This is a genomic window from Billgrantia hypersalina (assembly GCF_052584175.1).
This window is the reverse complement of record NZ_JBMIQI010000012.1, coordinates 146,863-169,167: the sequence shown is the minus strand read 5'-3', so window position 1 is coordinate 169,167 and position 22,305 is coordinate 146,863. Positions and strand designations below refer to the sequence as shown.

Genomic DNA, 22,305 nt, shown 5'->3' with positions numbered 1-22,305 from the left:
AGTTCAATTTAGTGCAGGAAGTTCCTGGGGAGAAACTACATACGTAGTTCCGTTATTGTCCTGCTTGAAAACAAAGCCGTAACGGAACTCGACATCGCCTGGCAACCAGAAAACTTTAGGCTCCTCTCGAAAATCACCTTCCCAGCTGTGTGTGCCAGCCAACTCTTTAGCATGATCCCAGCTTCTAAGAAAAGCATTAATCTCCGAAGCATCTATTTCATTACCACCATCATAAGCGGCACCATACGACACAATGTCAGACAAAGTTTCTCTGACCGACTTCAAGTGCTCCCAGCCAATATCAATCGGAGGAATTTCATAAACAAACCAGCTCATAACCTTACTCCTCTAAACCACCTTTTGTCTACAAAACCAAATCTAGTGACCGCGGACTTAATTATTTCTTTTTTTTGTTTGGAAATAAAACAATACTGAAATTATAATACCTACCATTATCTGCATAGCCCATTTTATTTCATCTATGCGATAATAAGGTCCATTTCCATACCCTCTATCAAAAGATGAAAATATAAATCTTAGCACATAACCTGAGTCAGGATACCCATGCTTGTAGGTAACAGGGAACAAAAAGCATAGTAACACAACAACAGCCCCAATGATTAATGAATACTTCTGCAACTTCTCCATAAATCGCCCCTTACGTTTTTATCTAAAATTAATTTTTACTAACTACTTTTTTAACAACCGGCCTCTCGTATTATCCATTCGATACTGAGCAATCGTTCCGTCCACAATCCGATTCACAATTTCACGGGCTGCATCCAATTCGACATCGAACCACTCACGCGGCCGGTAGGTGCTTCCGTCACGGCTGTGTAGTAGAACATTGACGCGCTGATGGTGCAGCATGGCGTGAACCAAGCGCTCGAATCGCCGCGGATCGAGGTTGTAGCATTCAAATGAAGTGACAACCTGAACAGGCGCTTCCAGATAAGTCTGCTGCCGCTCAGCCCCAGCGATACGCTTCTCCACCTCCGTCTCGGTGTAGCCGATCTTGTAAAGGTTGCGGATGCCCCGCAGCGCCGGGTCTTGGCTGAGGGAACGCAGGATGTAGATAACGCCTGTGCGCTTGTCATGATGGTTGATGCCCTGCATGGCATCGAAGGTGCTACCTCGACGGAGAATGCGCCGGCCAGTCTCATCTTTGTAAAGTGCGCGTGCGAGCGAGCGCAGCAACAGGTTCGACTCGGTGCCATTGTCAAAAACCACACGCAAACGCGGGTTGAACTTGCGGCCGGCACCAACGCTCTCTTTGCCAACCTGGTCGGCGATGCACAACATGCCATTGAGCACGAACATGTCGCCCTCGTCGATCTGTGACTCCATCTGGAACGGCACCGCCTCGGCGTCCCCCTGGCGCAGCTCGTCTCGAACCTCATCGAATAGCGCCTCGAAGCGGTAGAAATCATCACACTGGGTGCGCTGAGCTATCACGTCCGGCATGTCCCGCTCACTGGCCTCAGGCACATGGGTCAGGTCGAAGATCGACTCGACGCTCTCGTCTCCACCACTCAGCAGGCCGAGGGCGTCGCTGTCCCAAATGTCGTCCAGCGAGGTAACGCTATCCGGTGAGACGGTGGCTTTCTCGGGAGAGGACGAGGTGACCTCGGCTGTGGCGCTACTGCCCCCCTTACCTGCCCCATCCACCGTGACAGCCTGCTGGTCGTCATCGCCGCCACCTTGCCCCTCAGAATCGCACCTAAAGGCTCTCAGGAGCCCGAGCGAGTCCCAGGCAGTCAATCCCTCCACCTTGGCGGGATCGCTTCTCAGAGCGGCCAGTTGGACGGCTAGCGTGGCCTCGTTGAGATCTTTGACGTCTTTCTGTGGCTCACGCCCATGCTGGGTGACGAACGCTTCAATCCCCCGGAGGGTCGCCACTAGCCGCTGATCGGCACTCGGTGCCGACGACCTGGGCGGTGCCACGTTCAGCAAGCCCAATTCATCAGGCTCAGCAAAGATGTCAGCCAGGGTGCGCCGCTTGGGCGGCTCTCGACGTGTCCGAATCATGCCGAAGCCCTCTTCATCCTCTCCCGCTTCTGCTTCTGGATGTAGGCCAGTGCCTCAGCGTAGCGCACCTCCATGTGGTCATCACTGTGAACCGAGGGTGCGCGCCCATGCTCTTTGGCAAACGCCTGAATCTTGGGCCACAGGATCACCGCTTCTTCCTCGGTCATCTGGGTGCGGTTGCCAACCACAGTATCTTGGATGGTTTTCAGCACCGGGGCGGTCAACGCTTTGGACAAGATCTCGTAGGCACCCTGGAACGGGTTGATCTGGTTGATCAGGTCGATGTTGAGGTGCTCGATGTTGACGAACTTCTCACCGATCTTGATGAACTGACGGTTGCCCTTGGGTTCACCGTCATTCGCATCGTCACCGAGATTGCGACCATCTGGGGTAGCACCGGGATCAACAGGCACGCCGTTCTCATCGGTGGAGTAGACCTGTCCGGGCTCATGGATCACCGCGTTCTCGGGAAGGTCCTCCTCGTTGAAGAGGCCGCCCGTAGAACGCGCCCCCATGGTGGTCAGCACTGTCTCCCGCAGAATCTCGCGCTCGCTCTCGTCGAGGTCCGGGTGCAGCTTCTCGATGATCTTGGGCAGCTCCACCTGGTTGATGACTTCGGGCTCAGTGTTATCTGTCACGGCGGCAGCGGCCACCTCAGGCTTCTGGAGCAGCGCGGCGATGATGTCCTCCTGCCCGCCAGACTCCAGGATTCCCATGACCTTGTCGGAGACCGGCGCCTGGGTATCTTCGATGATCACCGTGCCGGGCTCGGCCTGCTCGCCCTCACGCATCCGTGAGCGTGGCTTGAACGACACGCTTGGAGCCAGCACCTGTTCCATCAGCAGCGAGACGGTGATCGCCTTGAGCAGGTTGTTGACGCTTACCTTCACGTCATCGTCGTCGGCATCAGGCTGAGCGATCAGGTTGGTGAACTGCGCATGGACCTTGCCCTCGCTGTCACGAGTGGCACGCCCGATGATCTGGACGATCTCAGTCATCGAGTTACGGTAGCCGATGGTCAGCACATGCTCGCAGAAGGGCCAGTCGAAGCCCTCCTTGGCCATGCCCAGTGCGATGATGACGTCGACGTCCTCGGGTTTGCTGACCTGACGGAGGTATTCCTGCACGTCACGCCGGATCGGGGTATCGGAGACGAGATCAGCAACCTTGAGCTGCTTGCCGCTGAGGTGACGCACCGTGAAAATTCCAGTGCGGCTATCCTGCACATCCACCTCGCCCAGCGCTTCTAGGATGTGGTCTACTTCGCCATATTTGTCCTTGGTGCTCTCGCCGCTGTTGACGTTGGGGATGTGGACGATGGTCTTCTTGGCAGGGTCCAGCACCTCGCGGATCGCGTCGAGGTAGCGCCCCTGATAGAAGTGATAGCCAATGCCAAGGGACTTCAGGTAGCGGTAACCGTTGAGCTGCTCGTAGTAAGTGTAGGTCACCTTGTCGAAGCGAGCCTCATCGTCCGGTAACAGGATCGGGGCGGCATCACCACGGAAGTAGCTCCCAGTCATGGCGACGATATGGGCGGTGGAGCCCTGTATCAGGTCGTCGATCAGGCCACCCAGCCTGTTGCTCCCATCGACCGAGACATGGTGGAACTCGTCGATGGCTACCAGGCAGCCGTCGAAGTCCGAGGGCTTCAGCTTGGCGAAGGCGTAGCGGAGCGTGGCATGGGTGCAGACCAGGGTGCGGTCGTTGGGATCGGCCATGAAGCGGCAAAAAGCGTCCACCTTGCCGCTGTCGTTGCCTGCACGGCAGAGGTCGTTGCGATCCTCAACGTGCCAGTCCCAATCAAAACCGTGGGACGTGAGATCTGTATCTTTGAACGACGCCCCGATAGACATCTCCGGCACTGCCACGATGGCCTTGCGCAGCCCCAGACGGTTGAGCTTGTGGAGTGCCAGGAACATCAGCGCCCGTGACTTGCCTGAAGCCGGTGGCGCCTTGAGCAACAAATATTGGCTGTCGCGTTTCTCGTAGGCCCGCGCCTGCATCTCACGCATACCAAGTTCGTTGCTGCTTGCACTCTTGCCGGTGCGCTCGTATTCGACCTTGATCAGCTCCGCCATACCTTAGCCCTCCGTGGTAGTGGCTGTGCGAGATGTCTTCTTTCGACCAACCTTGGCTGCCTTCTCGGCCTCGATCAGCTCTTCGTAGCGGGCCAGCAGATACTCCTGACGCTCGGCGGTGTCGCGGAAAGGACGGTCGCGATAGAGCTTCTCCACCGCCTGATCGAGCGCCTGATGGGCCTCCAGCAGGTTCTCGGGCATCTTGTCAGGATCGTAGAGCTGCGCCATGGTCTTGTCGGGATGGGCGGCGCGGGCCAGTATCACTGCACGACCTAGCTCCTCGATTCCTTGGCGCTGACGTTCAGATGCATCGGGCCATGGGAACGTGTTGTAGACTAACTTTGCAGAATAACGATAGTCGCTTTTCAATCGACCAGTAGCTAGCCGAAGCCAGGCCATGTGCATTTGAGTAGACAGCATCGCAAAGTCATAAAGCGTTCCGCCCAAAACCATTTGAACCAGATCTGTAGTTATTACATCACTATCAAAAAACCCAACCGGGGCATAATGCCTTCGCTCGGAAGTTACACGCGGAACGAGTATGTAACTTCCACTACTTGGCTGGCGGATCTCTCCGAAAACATGCGACATTGATGCTTGCTTTCTAGTCAAAGCCTTTTTACTAGAAAGACGCATATCCCGAACTTTCATAACTCGCCTGTGCACAGCAGGCATGTCCAGAATATCTGTTTCATCCGCAGAGCGGAGCCATAAGCACCACCTCTCTTTTCCCTGGAGAAACTCTTGAGACCCAAGAAGCTTTCTAATCCATTTCTCGGCCCTAGGCTCTTCGTTTAAAAGAGAATCTTTCTCCTCACGACTCAGAATAAGATTTCCGCCATCAGTAGGTTGATTCCCCTTCGTCATTAAACTAGAACCCACAAGAGGCTTGCTGCGGCTGACCACAACTGTATTTCCGCCCTCAAGCAAATAAGGACTTATATTGGAGACTTCTTTGGTGCGCCAAACACCATCTATCAGCTGAAACATCTTCTTTGGGATCGGTGCCGATGAAACGCCAATAATAACCACATGGACCCCGGCATTCATCTGCGCACTATTTTTCCAAGAAAACGTCTGATAAGCGAAACTAATCTCGACCCCCAATCCCAAAATCGAAGGCCATAGCATTGCTACTTGCTCACCTTGGCAGATTGAGTTCGTGGACACAAAAGCTAGTTCCCCGCCGCTCCTGACATATTTCGAGCCTTTCCAAAAAAAGCAAGCAACATAGTCTAAGTAACGGTGCTTACTGAAACCCGAAAATACTACATCCATATCATCATTCTGCTCCTGAGAACGATAAGATGCACCACGATACGGAGGGTTCCCGCAAACATAGACCTCTGATGACTCTGCAACTGGACATACCTCTTCCCAATCCAATCGCAGGCTATTCCCCAGAACCAGATTCCCACTATCCTTCAGCGGTAACATTGGTTCAACGTGACCAAACTCTTCGGCGAATGCCGCATTCATTTGATGTTCGGCCAACCATAGGGATAACTGTGCGACCTCATGAGCAAAGTCCGCAACCTCAATCCCATAGAACTGACTGAGTCGAATCCCGCTCATGAACATCTCTTGCTGACCAGACACCTCCTGTAGCGCTCGAAATACTGCCATCTCCAGGCGGCGAAGCTCCTTATAGGAGATGATCAGAAAGTTGCCCGATCCCATCGCCGGATCAAACACGCGAATTCGCGTAAGCCGCTCCAGCAGCGCCTCAAGCTTTTTACGGTTGCCCATCGCCTTGTGCAGCTCTGCGTAGAGCTTGTCGAGGAACAGCGGGCGGATCACCTTCATGATGTTGGGAACGGAGGTATAGTGCTGCCCCAGCGCGTCGCGGCTCTCCTCATCCACGACCGCCTGGAACATTGAGCCGAAGATGTCGGGGTTCACCGCTTCCCAGGCAAGCTGACCGCACTCGATCATCATCCGCCGCCCTTTGCCGCGAATCTCGGGCACTGGCAGGTCATCACGGAACAGGCCGCCGTTGACGTAAGGGAACTGATCGATGTGAGCAGGTAGATCGGTAGGCCGCTCATGCTCCGGTTGGTTCATCACCCGGAAGAGTTTGGCTAGCAGATCAGAGAGCCCCTCCCCGTTCTCACCACTGGCCTCAGTAATCACCTTTGTGAAGGCATCCTTGGGGAAGATGCCAGTGTCATCGGCGAAGTAGCAGAACAGCAGTCGAGTCAGGAAGACGTTCAGCCCATGCAACTGCTCGGGCGTGCTGAACTCATTGACCTCTTTCAAGCGGTCGAACAGGCGCCCCATCTTCGCCGCGGCCTTCAGGTCAGCCGACTCTTCCTCGAAATGCTTGGTGCGCTCAAGGCCGGCCATCGGGGCGAAGAAAAGGTATTGTGTTGCCAGATCGCTGAACCCGACCTCAAGTCGCTCATCGGTCTTGGTGTCCAGCGCGGTCAGCTCGCGGAAGTCCGTCACTACCAGGAATCGGCACTTGTGCCGGGCTGGCTCATCCTCATCGGCCAGCACCTGCAATGCCTCATGGATACTCTCCCCTTGGCGCACCGGCATGAAGTAAAGCCAGTTCTTCAGTGCGACGTGCCCTTTGTCCTTGCGGCTAGCCACGTTGCGCTGCCCGCCGTTGCGGACCTGGGTGATAGTGGCCTTGGGGAATCCGTAGGCGTCGAGGAAGGCATAGATGAACTCACCGCTGTCGGTATCAGGCCGTGTCGCAGCGGTGAGGGTGTCCATGCAGTAGGTCTGATCGAAGGCCATGTGCCCCATGCTCCCTGCGTGGCGGCTCCAAACTGGAAGCCGCTAACAATTCTTTACCATGAGTCTACCCATACGTTCAGCTGGGTGTCACTCATGGAGGAAGCCAGAATAGGGGGACGATGGTCTACTCCGAGGGCATCACGTGCGACCAGTCAAGAAGCTCGACCACTTCCTTCAGCACTGGCAACCACTTCCGCTTGTCGGTGGCACTGCCGTAGTGGGCTGACATCGAGGTTCCCGTGTGCCCTACTAGCCATTCTATGTGCGTGAGAGAGACACCCTTCAGTTTCAGCGCCTCGATGACGGTGTGCCGATAGCCGTGGAAATCGGGGCTGATATTCAGCTGATCTCGCAGATAGACGAATGCTTTCGAAGCGCGCTTTCCATACTGACCCTTGTAGGGCTCAATGGTGAACAGGCGCTCGTGCCCCTTGCGGCTTGCAACATAGTCCAGCAGCCCCATGCTAACCAATTGGGAGTGGACCGGAACTACACGCCAAGATGACACGTTCTTGACGAACCGACCGTCCTCGCCATGGATTTTGAAAGCCTGCACGCCTTCGTGCTCGAAGAAGTCACTAGGGGACAGCGCGGCAAGCTCCTCCAGCCGCGCCCCGCAATAAATCGCGATCAATGGAAGCCAGAATTTCCATGCATACCGCGGGCAAGTGCGATGCTTCAGCAGCAGATCCGAGTGGAACCAGCTGCGCAGCTCCGCCTCGGTCCATGTCCGTGCTGGGTCAGGTGCCTTGGCTTTCTTCTTTTGCTTGATCTTGAAAGGGTTGCTGGCCAATTCGTCAATCTCTACGAGCCAGGCGGCGAACGTGTGCAGATTGCCGATGATGTTGTGCTGAGTCGTGTCACTGATGGGCTGCTTGCCTGCGGCACGTATGTCTGCAAGCGACATGGCTTTCCAGCGACCGTGATTTCGATGGGTCGGGTAGGTCTTGAGCAGCCTGAAGAATTCCCGGACGACTTGCTTGGTCAGCCTGTGTGCAGGCAGGTCACCCATCAGCTCGATGAATACGTTGAGGTGCTGCCTCATCGTTTCCTTTGACTTCTCGCGTGCGTCAGCCAGCCGTTCGAAGGCGAACTGGTTGAATAGAATGCTTAAGCGTTCCGACTTCGCAGGAGAAGAATCAGGCGGCGCAACTAGTCCCCGCGCTGAATACGGAACGCCCACAGCGTCACCGGGTGCAGCCGACCCTTTTGCTTGCGCCCAGGCTTTGACGAGCCGCTCTGCCCCTTCAAGCTCAGCCTGGGTCGGGTTGTCGAGGACGATCTCGCCCGTAACGGGATTGATGGATACGAACGAAACGGTGAATCGGTTGCCTTGGGTATCCACAGCCGTCAGCGACGTGATCTCTCCGAACGTGTAGACAGGTTCGGTCGAATCATTAGGTGATGTCTTAGCATCAGTTTGTGCTTCACTTGTCAGGAAGGCGAGCGCCCCCCAAGTAGGAGAGATATTGACCACAGGCAGACCGCTCCGCAGCGACTCGAACACCTGTTGATAGGCCAACCATAGCGTCAAGGCACGGCGCCGGGCGGTCACCTTGCAGGAGGTTTCGAGTGTTTTCCGAATCTCTCGCTTTCGCCCGTAGGCATGGCGGAGGTCATGGGGAATGACAATCCGAGCATACCAGTTGGTGCTATGGCGATTACGTGTCAGGTAGGTTCCATATGCCATGTCAGACCTCGGGAGTGGATCACCGAAGTGTCACACCTCAGGGTCTGATCAAGGCCCCTTATCCCTTAGGCTCCCATGGTTATTGGGGTCTAAGTATAAGTGGTGCCGGCGGTCGGACTCGAACCGACAAGGGCTTGCACCCGGCGGATTTTGAATCCGCTGCGTCTACCAATTCCGCCACGCCGGCAGCGCCGAGCATTATACGTGGCCGGTGCGGCAGGTCAATCGGCGGACCTGACGCGCTGAGCGATTTTCGGTATCCTTGCCCGCTGTTTCCGGCTGCCCGGCAGCCACCGCGAACGAAACCCCTCGATTATCAAGCGGACCCGACCTGCATGCAGCGCGCCGACTTTCACTATGAGCTCCCCGAGGAGCTGATCGCCCGCTATCCCTCCGAGCGGCGCAGCGACTGCCGCCTGCTGTGCGTGGATGGCGTAACCGGCGAGCGGGTCCATCGCCGCTTCACCGACCTGGTGGAGCTGCTCGCCCCCGGCGACCTGCTGGTATTCAACGACACCCGGGTGATCCCGGCACGACTGTACGGCCACAAGGCGAGCGGCGGCAAGGTGGAGTTGTTGCTGGAGCGTCCGTTGGACGCCCACCGCGCCCTGGCCCATCTCCGCTCCAGCAAGTCGCCCAAGCCCGGCACCGAACTGATCTTCGAAGGCGACGTTCGCGCCGTGGTCGAGGGCCGTCGCGAGGCGCTGTTCGAGCTACGCTTCCTCGGCGAGACGCCGCTGATCGAGCTGCTGGAGCGACACGGCCACATGCCGCTGCCGCCCTATATCGACCGTGCCGACGAGCTTGCCGACCGGGATCGCTACCAGACCGTCTACGCCCGCCAGGATGGGGCCGTGGCAGCCCCCACCGCCGGACTGCACTTCGACGAACCGCTGCTGGAGCGACTGGCGGCGAAGGGCATCGAGAGCGCCTTCGTCACCCTGCACGTGGGTGCGGGCACTTTCCAGCCGGTGCGCGCCGACGACATACGCGAGCACAAGATGCACAGCGAGTGGATCGAGGTAAACGAAACGGCCTGCGCCAAGGTTCGTGCCGCTCAGGCAGCGGGGCGTCGGGTGATAGCGGTGGGAACCACCAGCGTACGCTGCCTGGAGAGCGCCTGTGCGGCCGGCGCCAACGGCGAGATCGCTCCGCTCTCCGGCGAAACCGATATCTTCATTTATCCCGGCTATGAGTGGCGCTGCGTGGACGGCCTGATCACCAACTTCCACCTGCCTGAGTCGACCCTGCTGATGCTGGTGTCCTCCTTTGCCGGGTATGAAACCACCATGGCGGCCTACCGCGACGCCGTTGCCGAGCGCTATGCGTTCTTCAGCTATGGCGACGCGATGTTCCTGACCCGCAAGAGTTCCTGATCCGCAGGCCGACAGGGGGCGACCCTGCTGTGTAACCGACGACACAGTAGCGTGCACCCAACCGGCCCTGCCTGACGACGAGATTTCCATGCGCAACGAATGCTTCATGTCCTTCGAGCGGCTGGCCAGCGATGGCCGCGCGCGTCGCGGCCGTCTTACCTTCCCCCGCGGTACTGTGGAGACGCCGGCCTTCATGCCGGTAGGTACCTACGGCACGGTCAAGGGCATGACGCCCGCCTCGGTGGAAGAGATCGGCGCCGAGATCATCCTCGGCAACACCTTCCACCTGTGGCTACGCCCGGGCACCGAGGTGATCGAAGCCCACGGCGACCTGCATGACTTCGCCCAGTGGCACAAGCCCATCCTCACCGATTCCGGCGGCTTCCAGGTCTTCTCGCTGGGCGAGATGCGCAAGATTACCGAGGAAGGCGTGCACTTCCGCTCGCCGGTGGATGGCGCCAAGGTATTCATGGGCCCCGAGGAGTCGATGGCGGTGCAGCGCTCGCTGGGCTCCGACGTGGTGATGATCTTCGACGAGTGCACGCCTTACCCGGCCACCGAGAAGGAAGCCGAGCTGTCCATGGAACGCTCGCTGCGCTGGGCAAGCCGCTCGCGCATCGCCCACGGGGAGTCTCCTTCGGCGCTGTTCGGCATCATCCAGGGCGGCATGTACCCCGAGCTGCGCCGCCGCTCGCTGGAGGGCCTGCTCGAGATCGGTTTCGATGGCCTGGCCATTGGCGGTCTCTCCGTGGGCGAGCCCAAGGAGGAGATGATCGGCGTGCTCGATTACCTGCCGCAGTGGATGCCTGAGGCGTACCCCCGCTACCTGATGGGCGTGGGCAAGCCCGAGGACTTGGTCGAGGGCGTGCGCCGCGGCGTCGACATGTTCGACTGCGTGATGCCTACCCGCAACGCGCGAAACGGCCATCTGTTCACCGCCGAGGGCACGATCAAGATCCGTAACGCCAAGCATCGCCACGACACCCGCCCGCTGGAAGAAGCGTGCGACTGCTACACCTGCCGGAACTTCTCCCGCAGCTACCTGCACCACCTGGACCGCTGCGGCGAAATGCTCGGCTCGATGCTCAATACCATCCACAACTTGCGGTATTATCAGCGCCTGATGGCCGGTTTGCGCGGTGCCATCGAAGCGGGTACATTGGCTGACTTCGTGTCAGGTTACTATGCGCAGCGGGGGCTGCCGGTACCCGACGCACCCGATTGAAACGACCGGCTGCCGCTCCCGCTCCGTGGTGGCAGCGGCCGGCAGCGACATCCTCATTCGCGACTTAACTTACCTTTCAGGAGATACGCTTCTCATGCTGGACTTCTTCATCTCACCGGCCATGGCCCAGGACGCCGGCGCCGCTGGTGGCGGTATTGCCCAGATCGTCATGCTGGTCGGCTTCGTGCTGATCTTCTATTTCCTGCTGTGGCGCCCCCAGGCCAAGCGGGCCAAGCAGCATCGCGAGCTGGTCGGTGGCCTGTCCAAGGGTGACGAGGTGGTAATCGGCGGCGGTCTGGTGGGGCGCATCACCAAGGTGGGCGACGAGTTCCTCACCCTGGAGATCGCCGACAACACCGAGGTCAACGTACAAAAGAGCGCCGTGGCCAACGTGCTGCCCAAGGGCACTATCAAGTCCATCTGACGTCGATGCTCCTCGCCCTTGCCGGTGGCTCCTCCTGGAGCCGGGTGACGGCGAGGGTCGCATGGCGGCCGGTTATCCCGTGTCCTCATGGATCGGGGCATCCGGCCGCGCTGCCGTCCTGTAGCCTTCTTTACGCAACCTAGGCAGGGCTCCCATGCTCAACCGTTATCCCCTGTGGAAGTATCTGCTGATACTCATCGTGCTGCTTGCCGGTCTGATCTACTCGCTGCCCAACCTCTTTCCCGAGGACCCGGCGGTGCAGATCAGCAGCGAGCAGGGCGACTCTACCCTCGATGAGGCACAGCTTGAGCGCGTCCAGCAGTCGCTTCGCGATGCCGGCATCGACATCAAGGCCATCGAGCGGGAAGAAGCCAGCGTGCTGATTCGTCTCGAGGAGGCCGACCATCAGCTGCGTACCCGCGACCTGGTCGCCGAGCAGCTCGGCAACGATTACGTCGTGGCCCTCAACCTCGCCGAATCCACTCCTTCCTGGCTGCAGGGCCTGGCCGCCTCGCCCATGACACTGGGCCTGGACCTGCGCGGCGGCGTGCATTTCCTGCTCGAGGTCGACATGAACGCAGCGGTGACCCAGCGCCTGGAGGTCAACGCCAGCGCCATGCGCGAGCAATTGCGCAGCGAGCGCATCCGCTACCGCGGCACCGACATCGATGGTCGCACCCTGACCATTACCTTCGCCAGCGAAGAGGACCGCGACAGCGCGCGTCGCCTGATCAGCCGTGAGTTCGGCGACTTCGAGTACAGCAACGAGCAGGAGGGGCGTGCCTCTCTACTGGTTCTGACACTGACGGAACAGGCTGTGGCCGAGATCCAGGACTACGCCATCAACCAGAACCTCACCACCCTTCGCAACCGCGTGGATGAGCTGGGCGTGGCGGAGCCCCTGGTGCAGCGCCAGGGCCCGGATCGCATCGTCGTCGAATTGCCCGGCGTACAGGACACCGTGGCCGCCAAGCGCGTCGTGGGCGCCACCGCCAACCTGGAATTCCGCCTCGAGGCGCGCCCCGACACGCCGGACGCCGAAACCGAGACCTTCGCCTTCCGCAACAACCCCAGCCGCACCGCCGACCTGATGCGCGACGTGATCATCACCGGCGATAGCGTCTCCAGTGCCAGCCGCAGCTTCGACGAGAACGGCCGCCCCCAGGTCAACATCAACCTGGACGGCACCGGCGGCACGCTGATGAACCGCGCCACCCGCACCAACATCGGGCGCAACATGGCGGTGCTGTTCATCGAGCACAAGACCCGCGACCGGGTCGTGATGGAAGACGGCGAAGAGGTCACCGTTCGCGAGCCCTACACCGAACGCGGCCTCATCAGCCTGGCCACGATCCAGAGCGCGCTGGGCAACAGCTTCCGCATCACCGGGCTCGACTCCCCGACCGAGGCGGCAGAGCTTGCGCTGCTGCTGCGTTCCGGCTCGCTGGCGGCGCCCATCTACTTCGTGCAGGAGCGCACCATCGGCCCGAGCCTTGGCGCGGAGAACATCGAGCGCGGCATCATGTCGGTGCAGATCGGCCTGCTGCTCGTCGTACTGTTCATGCTGATCCGCTACAAGGTGTTCGGCATTTTCGCCAACCTGGCGTTGGCCTTGAACCTGACCCTGCTGATTGCGGCCATGTCCCTGCTCGGCGCCACCCTGACGCTGCCGGGCATTGCCGGCATCGTCCTGACCCTGGGCATGGCGGTGGACGCCAACGTGCTGATCTTCGAGCGAATACGCGAAGAGCTTCGCGGCGGCCTATCGGTCCAGCAGGCGATCCATGCCGGCTACGAGCGCGCCTTCAGCTCCATCGTCGATGCCAACATCACCACCCTGCTGGTAGCGGTCATTCTGTTCTCGATCGGCACCGGCCCGGTCAAGGGCTTCGCCGTGACCCTGTCGCTGGGGATCCTCACCTCGCTGTTCACCGCGCTGCTGGTGACGCGAGCGATGGTGAACCTCACCTATGGCGGCAAACCGGTCAAGAAGCTCTGGATCTAAGGCACACTAACTTGAGGTGGTTATGAAGACCCTCGTCAATCGACAGTTCGACTTCATGGGCAAGCGCCGGAGCGCCTTCGTGCTCTCCGGCCTGCTGCTGCTGGTGTCGCTCGCCTCGCTGCTGCTCCAGCAGCTCAATCTGGGGCTGGATTTTACTGGCGGCACGCTGGTCGAGGTGCGCTACGCCGTGGCCCCGTCGCTGGATGCGGTGCGCCAGACCCTGGAAGCCGCCGAGTTCCGCGACGTTTCGGTGCAGACCTTCGGCGCCTCCAATGAAGTGCTCATTCGTCTGCAGCAGGCCTTCGACGCCGACGTGGGCGACCGGGTGGTGGAACTGCTGCGCGCCGAGGGCGAGGCCGTGGAACTGGTACGTGCCGAGTTCGTCGGCGCCCAGGTCGGCGACCAGCTGCGCGACCAGAGCGGGCTGGGGTTGCTGGTGGCCCTGGGCATCGTGATGCTCTACGTGGCCTTTCGCTTCCAGTACAAGTTCGCCATCGGCGCGCTGCTGGCGCTGATTCACGACGTCATTGTCGTGGTCGGCGTGTTCTCGCTGTTCCAACTGGAGTTCGACCTTACCGTACTGGCGGCACTGCTGGCGGTGATCGGTTACTCGCTCAACGACACCATCGTCGTCTATGACCGTATCCGCGAAAGCATTCGCACCTCGCGTATCGACGACATGCCGGCAATCTTCAACGAAGCCATCAATCTCACCCTGTCGCGCACGCTGGCCACCTCCGGCACCACCCTGCTGGTGTTGCTGGCACTGCTGGTGCTTGGCGGCGACATGATCCACTACTTCTCGATCGCGCTGATCGTCGGCATCGTGGTGGGCACCTTCTCCTCGATCTACGTGGCGGCCGCCCTGCTGCTCACGGTGAAGCTGGAGCGCAAGGACCTGATACCGCCGAAGAAGGAGGTGGACGAGGAGGAGGAGCAACTGCCCTAGGAAAGACCCATAACTTGCTGCGCTCGAGAGCCTTTCCGCGCTTTAGTAGCTGCAACGCAAACCGCCCCCGCAGCAGCGCTGCGGGGGCGGTCTCGTTTCGGGTCTGGCTTGCGCTTAGAGCTTAGAAGTGTGGCTTGAGCTGCTGCACCAACGTCTTGTAAAGGCGCGGGCCGGCGGCCATCAGCTGGCCCTCGGTCTCCACGCTGGGCTGGCCGTCTGGCGTACCCATGAGCGCCCCGGCCTCCTTGAGCAGCAAGCTACCGACCAGGCGGTCCTGGTCTTCCAGCCCCAGCACGAAGGCGGCATCGACGCGCCCCGCGGCCAGCTCGGCCATGTCGAGCAGGCCGCTGCCGGTGGCCAACTGGGTCTCCACCTGGGGACCAAGCTGCTGAATCAGGGTCAGGTAGGCGGGCAGGTGGCGTGACCGCTGCCCGCTTTCGGGCAGGCTCATGGCCACGCGAGCCCCGAGGATGGCATTGGCCTTGGGCACCCGGATTCGCTTGCCGTTGTGCTGGGCACCGCGGCCACGGCTGGTCAGGTATTCGTCATCACTGAAGGGGCAGATCACCACCGCATGCTCCGGGCGACCCTTTTCCAGGCACACCACCGACAGCGCAAAGCCGCTGCCGGCCACGCCCAGGCTGGAGTAGCCATGGAAGGGCTCGATGCGCCATTCGATGTCCCTACCTTCGCCTTCGCCGGCGCGGTGGGGGGTGTAGCGGCCCATCACCCCGTGTTGGGGGTAGCCGCGATTGAGCTGCCGAACGATCAGCGTTTCGGCATTGCGGGCGGTGTCCTCGAGCAAGCGCGGGATGTTGTGTTCCTCGTGAGCGTTCTCGATGCGCTCACGAATGCGCAAAAACTGTTCGGCGGCGCTGCGCGTGGCGCGCAACGCGAATTGGACCATCGGATGCATGATCGGGCCTTGGAGCGTCGGTGATGTTAAAGAACAGGCTAGCTCGCCCATCGAGCACGGGTCGAACACGAACTCGGTCGAGCCTGGCGTACGGGGTCGAACGCGTGGCGCGCATCCTAGCAGAACTGCAGGCCCAGCGCCATCGCCCCGGCGGGCATGGTAGACTCACCCTTCCCGGGTTTTCCCCTATGACGTCAACGGCAGAGACAGTTCCATGCTCGACCGCATTCGCATCGTGCTGATCGGCACCAGCCACCCCGGCAATATCGGCGCCACCGCACGCGCCATGCACAACATGGGGCTCGGTGACCTGGCCCTGGTCGCGCCGCGCTGCCAACCGCTCACCAGCGAGAGCATCTCGCGCGCCTCGGGTGCCGATCATATCGTCCATGCGGCCCGGGTCGTGGAGACCCTGGAGGAAGCGGTCGCCGACTGCACCCTGGCGGTGGGTGCCAGCGCCCGTTCGCGCACCCTGCCGTGGCCGATGATCACGCCGCGCGACCTGGGCAGCCGCCTGCCTGCGGAGCTGGCTGCACCCGACTCGCGGGTGGCGCTGGTCTTCGGTCGCGAGGACAGCGGGCTCTCCAATGCCGAATTGCAGCGCTGCCATGCTCACGTCCACATTCCCACCAACCCCGATTTCAGTTCGCTGAACTTGGCCGCCGCGGTACAGGTGCTGGCCTATGAGTGCCGCCTGGCCTGGCTCGACGCCGGCAGTGTCGCCGACACGCAGGACGAGGAGGAGCCTCTGCCACTCGCGAGCCACGAGGAACTGGAACGCTACTTCGTTCATCTCGAACGCACCCTGGTCGCGATCGGCTTCCATGACCCGGCCATGCCGCGACAGTTGATGGCCCGGCTGCGGCGTTTCACCCTGCGCGCCCGCCCCGAGCGCATGGAAGTCAACATCCTGCGCGGCATCCTGTCGGCGACGGAAAAGTGCGCCGCCGCGCGGAAGGGGGATACCATGGGAACGAGCGACAACGGAAAGCCGGGCACCGGCGAGACGAACGGTGATGCAACGTGATCGGGCCCGAGCGGCAGATGCCTTGAACGCGACCCCACGCGCCCCCATATGAAGCCACTATCACATACCGCTTTCCCGCCGCCCCGGCCGCCTCTTCGCCACCAAGGACCGCTGCATGTTTCAACGACTGCGCGAGGACATCAATAGCGTATTCGCCCGAGACCCGGCGGCGCGCAATTTCCTGGAAGTACTCACCAACTATCCGGGGCTGCACGCGCTGTTGCTCCACCGGGTCGCCCACTGGATGTGGCTAAGGCAGCTCAAGTGGCTGGCCCGAACACTGTCGACCTTCTCGCGCTGGCTGACCGGCATCGAGATCCACCCCGGAGCGAAGATCGGCCGACGCTTCTTCATCGACCACGGCATGGGCGTGGTGATCGGCGAAACCGCCGAGGTCGGCAATGATGTCACGCTCTACCAGGGCGTCACCCTGGGGGGCACCAGCTGGCACAAGGGCAAGCGGCACCCGACGCTGGAGGATGGCGTCATCGTCGGCGCCGGGGCCAAGATCCTCGGCCCCTTCAGCGTGGGTGCAGGCGCCAAGGTCGGCTCCAACGCCGTGGTGACCAAGGAGGTTCCTGCCGGCGCCACGGTAGTCGGCATCCCCGGCAAGATCGTCAAGCGCGCCGAGCCGGATATCGCCGAGGCGCTGGAGGTCGACCCCGAGCGCCGTGAAGCGATGCGCCGCAAGTTCGGCTTCGACGCCTACGGCGTGAGCGAGGACATGCCCGATCCGGTGGCGCGCTCGATCCAGGCCATGCTCGACCACATGCATGCCGTGGACGAGCGCATCGAGCGGATGTGCGGTACGTTGCGCAAGCTCGACGCCAGCTATCGCGAAGGCAAGTTGCCGGCGCTGCGCGACGAGGACTTCGCCGACATCCTCTCCGACGTCGACGGCTGCTGCGGCCCGACGGGCGATTCCAGCGGCGGACATGACGGGGATCAAGGCAGCCCGCACACGCCGCCGGGGAATGGTTGACCTTCCCAGTCAGGCTTTACCATAATGGCGCATTGATCACGGCTCGCCGTTGCCGGCGAGCGTTTGCCGCCTCTTCCGGCCCCTGCTCGAGGGGGCAAGGTACGCTTCCCGATGCGCCTGATGAGCCCGCCATGCGTTTGACTACCAAGGGACGCTACGCCGTCACCGCCATGCTCGACCTGGCCCTGCATGCGGACAAGGGACCCATCTGCCTGGCCGACATCTCGCGCCGCCAGGAGATCTCCCTGCCCTACCTGGAGCAACTCTTCGCCCGCCTGCGTCGTGCCGAGCTGGTCAAGAGCGTACGCGGCCCCGGCGGCGGGTACCTGCTCGCGCTGCCCGCCGGCGACATCTCGGTATCGCGGGTGATCGATGCCGTTGACGAATCGGTAGACGCCACCCGCTGCCAGGGACTGTCGGACTGCCAGCAAGGCGATACCTGCCTGACCCACCAGCTCTGGTGCGACCTCTCCGAGCAGATACGTGGCTTCCTCAGTGGCGTCACCCTCGGCCAGCTGGTCGAGCGCGGCGACGTCCGGCGCATTGCCGCACGTCAGCGCAAGCGCCACGATGACAATACCATCCTGACCTCCCCGCCCTGAATCAGGGCGGGGAACAGACCGGAGATCCCCGCGAGATCATGAGCGCCCTCGTCTATCTCGACTATGCCGCCACTACCCCGGCCGACCCCCGTGTCGCCGAAGTGATGCAGCGCTATCTCACCCTGGACGGCACCTACGCCAACCCTGCCTCGCGCAGCCATATGCTCGGCTGGCAGGCGGAACAGGCCGTGGAAAGCGCCCGCCGCCAGGTCGCCGACCTGATTGCGGCCGACCCGCGTGAGATCGTCTGGACCAGCGGCGCCACCGAGGCCGACAACCTGGCCTTGATCGGCTTCATGCGCGCCAACCGCGAGCGCGGCCGCCACCTGGTGACGTCCGTCATCGAACACAAGGCGGTCGTGGATACCGCGGCAGCGCTCGAGCGGGAGGGCTTCGCGGTGACCTGGCTGACGCCGGGGCGCGACGGACGCGTCAGTCCCGCCCAGCTGCGCGAAGCCATGCGCCCCGACACCATCCTGGTCTCATTGATGGCGGTGAACAACGAGCTGGGCAGCATGCACGACCTGGCGGCCCTCGCCGAGGTGGCACATACCGGGGGCGCGGCTTTCCATGTCGATGCCGCCCAGGGCGTCGGACGCATCGACCTCGACGTGGGCCGCCTGGGGGTCGACCTGATGTCGCTCTCGGGCCACAAGGCCTATGGTCCCAAGGGTATCGGTGCACTTTACGTGCGACGCAGCCCTGATATTCGTCTCGAGCCGTTGATCCACGGCGGCGGGCACGAACGCGGCATGCGTTCCGGCACCCTGGCGACCCATCAGATTGCCGGCATGGGCGAAGCCTTCGCACTGGCTGCAGCCGAAGGCGAAGCCGACCAGGCACGCATCCGGGCACTACGGAACCGACTGCTCGATGGGCTGTCCGAACTGGATGGCATTCATTGCAACACGGCGGTCGACGTGGCGGTGCCCAACATCCTCAACCTGGCCTTCGAGGGTGTGGACGGCGAATCGCTGCTGATGGCCCTGCGCAGCGTTGCGCTGTCGACCGGCTCGGCATGCAATTCCGCCAGTGTCGAGCCATCCTATGTATTGAAAGGTATCGGCGTGCCGCGATCGCTGGCCCTGGCCTCGCTGCGATTCAGCTTCGGGCGTTTTACCACCGAAGCCGATATCGACGCCGCTCTCGAGGCCTTGCATCATGCCCTTCCGGGCTTACGCCGCTAGACATACGCGCTGCAGGAGAAACGAACATGTCGCATCTGTCGATTACCACCGCCGCCGCCGAGCAGATCCAACGGGTCCTCGAGGAGCGTGGTCAAGGACTGGGCCTGCGTGTCTCGGTCAAGCCCAGCGGCTGCTCCGGCTACAGCTACGTGCTCGACTTCGCCGACGAGGCCGCCAATGACGACGCGGTATTCGAGGAGCACGGTGTCACTGTCTTCGTCGCCCCCGAGGCGCTGCCGATGCTCGACGGCAGCGAAGTCGACTATGTGTCGGAAGGACTCAACCGCTTCTTCCGTTTCAACAACCCCAACGTGAAGGATCAGTGTGGGTGTGGCGAGAGCTTCACTGTCTGACCGCGCAAAGGTCGGCAATTGTTCAACGCCTGCCGGCAGCGGTATACTCTGCGCCCATTATCGATCGACTGCGCTGCCCATCGCCCACGAAGCCCAGGGCAGCGACGGCGAGCGCATCCGAACCCTTTAGCGCCGCGCCGTACCGACTCCTTGCGGGAGCAGGTGCGGCGTGGCGCTAGCACATTCGAACCGTCAGTCCACTATCAACGAAGAGGCCCCCATGGCAACTGAACGCACCCTCTCCATCATCAAGCCCGACGCCGTCGCCAAGAATGCCATCGGCGAGATCATCTCCCGCTTCGAGAAGGCCGGTCTCAAGGTCGTCGCGGCCAAGATGCTGCACCTGTCGGAAGAGCAGGCCGGTGGTTTCTATGCCGAGCACAAGGAGCGCCCCTTCTTCAAGGATCTGGTGGGCTTCATGACCTCCGGTCCGGTGGTGATTCAAGTGCTGGAAGGTGACGATGCCATCGCCAAGAACCGTGAGTTGATGGGCGCCACCAATCCCAAGGAAGCCGCGCCGGGCACCATCCGTGCCGATTTCGCCGAGACCATCGATGCCAACGCCGTGCACGGCTCCGACTCGCCGGCCTCGGCTGAGCGTGAAGTGGCCTATTTCTTCAATGCCGACGAGATTCATTCACGCTGAGGCTTCGGCCGACCGTGCATTCCGCGGGGGTGCTTCAGCCCCCGCCCTCGTCCCGCCCCGATCTACGTGATGCCATGACCGCTACCACCGCCCAACGTACCAACCTGCTCGGCATGACGCGCGAGGAGATGGAAACCTTCTTTCTCTCCATCGGCGAGAAGAAGTTCCGTGCCGCCCAGGTGATGAAGTGGATTCACCACGAGGGCTGCGACGACTTCGAGGCCATGACCAACCTTTCGAAGGCGTTGCGTCAACGGCTTGCCGAGGTAGCCGAGATCCGTGGCCCCGGCGTGGTCTATGAAGGCACGTCCAGCGACGGCACGCGAAAGTGGGTGCTGGAGGTGGAGGATGGCAGCTACGTGGAGACGGTGCTGATTCCGGCCGACAACGGCAAGCGTCGCACCCTCTGCGTCTCGTCACAGGTGGGCTGTTCGCTCGACTGCAGCTTCTGCTCTACCGGCAAGCAGGGGTTCCAGCGAAACCTCACCGCCGCCGAGATCATCGGCCAGGTGTGGGTCGCCCAACGCAGCGTGGGCCCGCGCAAGGATACCGCCAACCGCCCGGTTACCAACGTGGTGATGATGGGTATGGGCGAGCCGCTGCTGAACTACGACAATGTCGTCCCGGCGATGAAGCTGATGCTCGACGACAACGGCTACGGCCTTTCCAAGCGCCGTGTGACCCTGTCGACCTCGGGGGTGGTGCCGATGCTCGACAAGCTCGGCGACGAACTCGACGTGAGCCTGGCCATCTCGCTGCACGCCGCCACCGACGAACTGCGCAATGAGCTGGTGCCGCTCAACCGCAAGTACAACATCCGCACCCTGCTGGATGCCTGTCACCGCTACCTGGCCAAGTGCGACGACACGCGCATGGTCACGATCGAGTATACGGTGATCAAGGACATCAACGACCAGCAGGAGCACGCCAGTCAGCTTGCCGAGCTGTTGCGTGAGCTGCCTTGCAAGATCAACCTGATCCCGTTCAATCCGTTTCCCCACTCCGGCTACGAGAAGCCGTCGCGCAACCAGGTGATGCGCTTCCAGCAGTGGCTTTATGAGCTGGGCTATACGGCGCCGATCCGCAGCACCCGCGGCGATGATATCGATGCGGCCTGCGGCCAACTGGTAGGACGCGTGAAAGACCGCACCCGGCGTCACGAACGTTATATACGCTCGATCCAGATCGACGCCGACTGAAGCGGGGGCCTCGCCTTGACTTCAACACGTCACGGCGCTTTGATGGACAGGCTTTTTTTTGCCCCGGGTCAGCGCCCACGGGGCGCCAGGCACGCAAGACACCCACAGCCCGACAGGCCCGACCATGAGGATGCCATGACGCGCTTCCCCCCTCTGCCAAGCCGAAGCATGCCGCTGGTAGCCTTGATGGTGGGATCGTTGTGGCTTGCCGGCTGCGCCAGTCAATCCGAGCAGCCCGAGGGAGAGCCGGCCGAGGCCTTCACCGAGCTGGGCATGGCGTACCTCGAGCGAGGCAATCTTCCCCGAGCCATGGCAGCGCTCAACCGCGCCCTGGAACGCTCGCCCGACGACCCCGAGGCGCTGCAGGCGATGGCCATCGTCTATCAGCGCCAGGGCGAGCGGCAGCAGGCCGACGAAATGTTCCAGCGCGCCATCGCGGCCGACCCCGGCAATAGTCGCGCGCGCAACAATTATGCCGTGTTCCTTTACGACAACGGCCAGGTGCAGCGCGCCTGCGAACAGCTCGAAGCGGCCTCGCGGGATACGCGCTATGCCAACCGCGCCCAGCTGTTCGCCAACCTCGGGCAATGCCATTGGGAACTCGGCGAGATCGAGAGGGCACGCCAAAGCCTGGAGCGTGCACGAAGCCTCGATCCACGCAACCCCAGAAGTTACTTCACCCTGGCGGAGCTGGAGCTTGCCCAGGGCAACCTTGATCGCGCCAGACAGCAACTGGAAGTTTTCGTCGGGCTTGCCGGCATGACGCCGGATGCCCAGGCGCTGGCCAGGCAGATCGCTGCCGGCGGCGCACAAAACTCGAACGTCACCCCCGGCCCTGACACCCAGCGTGACGCACCTTGATTAACGACTCCA

The 22,305-nt window shown here is 61.5% G+C and carries 19 protein-coding genes and 1 tRNA gene; 13 read left to right on the top strand and 7 right to left on the bottom strand.

Translation table 11 applies throughout. The annotated features are described in order from the left end of the window. Window positions 1-3: 3 nt before the first annotated feature. From ACOJCM_RS11650 to ACOJCM_RS11625, 6 genes are all read right to left on the bottom strand, one after another. Window positions 4-336: a hypothetical protein gene (locus ACOJCM_RS11650; RefSeq protein WP_445212210.1), complete on the bottom strand. Its 333-nt coding sequence runs from the start codon at window positions 334-336 to the stop codon at window positions 4-6. 354 nt (window positions 337-690) lie between these two features. Further along, complete coding sequence (locus tag ACOJCM_RS11645) at window positions 691-2,028, bottom strand: GIY-YIG nuclease family protein (RefSeq protein WP_445212209.1); 1,338 nt, start codon at window positions 2,026-2,028, stop codon at window positions 691-693. Beyond that, entirely contained in the window at window positions 2,025-4,106 is a 2,082-nt protein-coding gene (locus ACOJCM_RS11640; protein WP_445212208.1) for a DEAD/DEAH box helicase, read from the bottom strand. The genes ACOJCM_RS11645 and ACOJCM_RS11640 overlap by 4 nt, the downstream gene beginning before the upstream one ends. Window positions 4,107-4,109: 3 nt before the next feature. Beyond that, window positions 4,110-6,851, bottom strand: coding sequence for a DNA methyltransferase (locus tag ACOJCM_RS11635; protein ID WP_445212207.1), 2,742 nt, complete (start codon window positions 6,849-6,851; stop codon window positions 4,110-4,112). Window positions 6,852-6,975: 124 nt separating this feature from the next. Further along, entirely contained in the window at window positions 6,976-8,541 is a 1,566-nt protein-coding gene (locus ACOJCM_RS11630; RefSeq protein WP_445212206.1) for a DUF6538 domain-containing protein, read from the bottom strand. A gap of 100 nt (window positions 8,542-8,641) precedes the next feature. Then, window positions 8,642-8,728, bottom strand: a tRNA-Leu gene (locus ACOJCM_RS11625). A gap of 148 nt (window positions 8,729-8,876) precedes the next feature. Here ACOJCM_RS11625 and queA point away from each other — a divergent pair. The 5 genes from queA (at window position 8,877) to secF (ending at window position 14,520) form a co-directional block, all read left to right on the top strand. Continuing rightward, window positions 8,877-9,917, top strand: coding sequence for a tRNA preQ1(34) S-adenosylmethionine ribosyltransferase-isomerase QueA (gene queA / locus ACOJCM_RS11620; protein WP_445212205.1), 1,041 nt, complete (start codon window positions 8,877-8,879; stop codon window positions 9,915-9,917). 106 nt (window positions 9,918-10,023) lie between these two features. Beyond that, window positions 10,024-11,142 (top strand): tRNA guanosine(34) transglycosylase Tgt, encoded by a 1,119-nt coding sequence (tgt, locus tag ACOJCM_RS11615; protein WP_445212462.1) that lies wholly within the window; start codon window positions 10,024-10,026, stop codon window positions 11,140-11,142. A gap of 94 nt (window positions 11,143-11,236) precedes the next feature. Beyond that, window positions 11,237-11,566, top strand: coding sequence for a preprotein translocase subunit YajC (gene yajC / locus ACOJCM_RS11610; protein ID WP_445212204.1), 330 nt, complete (start codon window positions 11,237-11,239; stop codon window positions 11,564-11,566). Between the two features lie 154 nt (window positions 11,567-11,720). Further along, window positions 11,721-13,571 (top strand): protein translocase subunit SecD, encoded by a 1,851-nt coding sequence (secD, locus tag ACOJCM_RS11605; protein ID WP_445212203.1) that lies wholly within the window; start codon window positions 11,721-11,723, stop codon window positions 13,569-13,571. Between the two features lie 22 nt (window positions 13,572-13,593). Further along, complete coding sequence (gene secF / locus ACOJCM_RS11600) at window positions 13,594-14,520, top strand: protein translocase subunit SecF (RefSeq protein WP_445212202.1); 927 nt, start codon at window positions 13,594-13,596, stop codon at window positions 14,518-14,520. 121 nt (window positions 14,521-14,641) lie between these two features. On the opposite strand, the gene ACOJCM_RS11595 is transcribed toward secF, so the two are convergent. Continuing rightward, entirely contained in the window at window positions 14,642-15,436 is a 795-nt protein-coding gene (locus ACOJCM_RS11595) for an inositol monophosphatase family protein (protein ID WP_445212201.1), read from the bottom strand. Between the two features lie 214 nt (window positions 15,437-15,650). Between ACOJCM_RS11595 and trmJ the strand changes: the two genes are divergently transcribed. The 8 genes from trmJ to pilW all read left to right on the top strand — a co-directional run bounded on the left by trmJ (window position 15,651) and on the right by pilW (window position 22,293). Next, window positions 15,651-16,463 carry a tRNA (cytosine(32)/uridine(32)-2'-O)-methyltransferase TrmJ gene (gene trmJ / locus ACOJCM_RS11590; protein WP_445212200.1) on the top strand — a complete coding sequence of 271 codons (813 nt, stop codon included), beginning with the start codon at window positions 15,651-15,653 and terminating at the stop codon, window positions 16,461-16,463. 115 nt (window positions 16,464-16,578) lie between these two features. Continuing rightward, window positions 16,579-17,445 (top strand): serine O-acetyltransferase, encoded by an 867-nt coding sequence (gene cysE / locus ACOJCM_RS11585; protein ID WP_445212199.1) that lies wholly within the window; start codon window positions 16,579-16,581, stop codon window positions 17,443-17,445. Window positions 17,446-17,576: 131 nt separating this feature from the next. After that, window positions 17,577-18,047 (top strand): Fe-S cluster assembly transcriptional regulator IscR, encoded by a 471-nt coding sequence (gene iscR, locus ACOJCM_RS11580; RefSeq protein WP_445212198.1) that lies wholly within the window; start codon window positions 17,577-17,579, stop codon window positions 18,045-18,047. 38 nt (window positions 18,048-18,085) lie between these two features. Next, the gene (locus ACOJCM_RS11575) at window positions 18,086-19,234 is read left to right on the top strand and encodes an aminotransferase class V-fold PLP-dependent enzyme (RefSeq protein ID WP_445212197.1); all 1,149 of its coding nucleotides are present in this window, start codon (window positions 18,086-18,088) and stop codon (window positions 19,232-19,234) included. A gap of 26 nt (window positions 19,235-19,260) precedes the next feature. Next, window positions 19,261-19,587: a HesB/IscA family protein gene (locus ACOJCM_RS11570; protein ID WP_445212196.1), complete on the top strand. Its 327-nt coding sequence runs from the start codon at window positions 19,261-19,263 to the stop codon at window positions 19,585-19,587. 220 nt (window positions 19,588-19,807) lie between these two features. Beyond that, complete coding sequence (gene ndk / locus ACOJCM_RS11565) at window positions 19,808-20,233, top strand: nucleoside-diphosphate kinase (protein ID WP_445212195.1); 426 nt, start codon at window positions 19,808-19,810, stop codon at window positions 20,231-20,233. A 74-nt stretch (window positions 20,234-20,307) separates the two neighbouring features. Beyond that, window positions 20,308-21,432: a 23S rRNA (adenine(2503)-C(2))-methyltransferase RlmN gene (gene rlmN / locus ACOJCM_RS11560; protein WP_445212194.1), complete on the top strand. Its 1,125-nt coding sequence runs from the start codon at window positions 20,308-20,310 to the stop codon at window positions 21,430-21,432. Window positions 21,433-21,567: 135 nt separating this feature from the next. Further along, window positions 21,568-22,293, top strand: coding sequence for a type IV pilus biogenesis/stability protein PilW (gene pilW / locus ACOJCM_RS11555; RefSeq protein ID WP_445212193.1), 726 nt, complete (start codon window positions 21,568-21,570; stop codon window positions 22,291-22,293). Window positions 22,294-22,305 lie beyond the last annotated feature (12 nt).

What these genes read in the sequence shown, in the direction of transcription:
- iscR (WP_445212198.1), top strand. Translation starts at nt 17,577, where the DNA reads ATGCGTTTGACTACCAAGGGACGCTACGCCGTCACCGCCATGCTCGAC.
- ACOJCM_RS11595 (WP_445212201.1), bottom strand. Translation starts at nt 15,436, where the DNA reads ATGCATCCGATGGTCCAATTCGCGTTGCGCGCCACGCGCAGCGCCGCC.
- ACOJCM_RS11650 (WP_445212210.1), bottom strand. Translation starts at nt 336, where the DNA reads ATGAGCTGGTTTGTTTATGAAATTCCTCCGATTGATATTGGCTGGGAG.
- queA (WP_445212205.1), top strand. Translation starts at nt 8,877, where the DNA reads ATGCAGCGCGCCGACTTTCACTATGAGCTCCCCGAGGAGCTGATCGCC.
- pilW (WP_445212193.1), top strand. Translation starts at nt 21,568, where the DNA reads ATGACGCGCTTCCCCCCTCTGCCAAGCCGAAGCATGCCGCTGGTAGCC.
- secD (WP_445212203.1), top strand. Translation starts at nt 11,721, where the DNA reads ATGCTCAACCGTTATCCCCTGTGGAAGTATCTGCTGATACTCATCGTG.
- ACOJCM_RS11645 (WP_445212209.1), bottom strand. Translation starts at nt 2,028, where the DNA reads ATGATTCGGACACGTCGAGAGCCGCCCAAGCGGCGCACCCTGGCTGAC.
- secF (WP_445212202.1), top strand. Translation starts at nt 13,594, where the DNA reads ATGAAGACCCTCGTCAATCGACAGTTCGACTTCATGGGCAAGCGCCGG.
- ACOJCM_RS11640 (WP_445212208.1), bottom strand. Translation starts at nt 4,106, where the DNA reads ATGGCGGAGCTGATCAAGGTCGAATACGAGCGCACCGGCAAGAGTGCA.
- rlmN (WP_445212194.1), top strand. Translation starts at nt 20,308, where the DNA reads ATGACCGCTACCACCGCCCAACGTACCAACCTGCTCGGCATGACGCGC.
- ndk (WP_445212195.1), top strand. Translation starts at nt 19,808, where the DNA reads ATGGCAACTGAACGCACCCTCTCCATCATCAAGCCCGACGCCGTCGCC.
- tgt (WP_445212462.1), top strand. Translation starts at nt 10,024, where the DNA reads ATGTCCTTCGAGCGGCTGGCCAGCGATGGCCGCGCGCGTCGCGGCCGT.
- ACOJCM_RS11570 (WP_445212196.1), top strand. Translation starts at nt 19,261, where the DNA reads ATGTCGCATCTGTCGATTACCACCGCCGCCGCCGAGCAGATCCAACGG.
- cysE (WP_445212199.1), top strand. Translation starts at nt 16,579, where the DNA reads ATGTTTCAACGACTGCGCGAGGACATCAATAGCGTATTCGCCCGAGAC.
- ACOJCM_RS11575 (WP_445212197.1), top strand. Translation starts at nt 18,086, where the DNA reads ATGAGCGCCCTCGTCTATCTCGACTATGCCGCCACTACCCCGGCCGAC.
- trmJ (WP_445212200.1), top strand. Translation starts at nt 15,651, where the DNA reads ATGCTCGACCGCATTCGCATCGTGCTGATCGGCACCAGCCACCCCGGC.
- yajC (WP_445212204.1), top strand. Translation starts at nt 11,237, where the DNA reads ATGCTGGACTTCTTCATCTCACCGGCCATGGCCCAGGACGCCGGCGCC.
- ACOJCM_RS11635 (WP_445212207.1), bottom strand. Translation starts at nt 6,851, where the DNA reads ATGGCCTTCGATCAGACCTACTGCATGGACACCCTCACCGCTGCGACA.
- ACOJCM_RS11630 (WP_445212206.1), bottom strand. Translation starts at nt 8,541, where the DNA reads ATGGCATATGGAACCTACCTGACACGTAATCGCCATAGCACCAACTGG.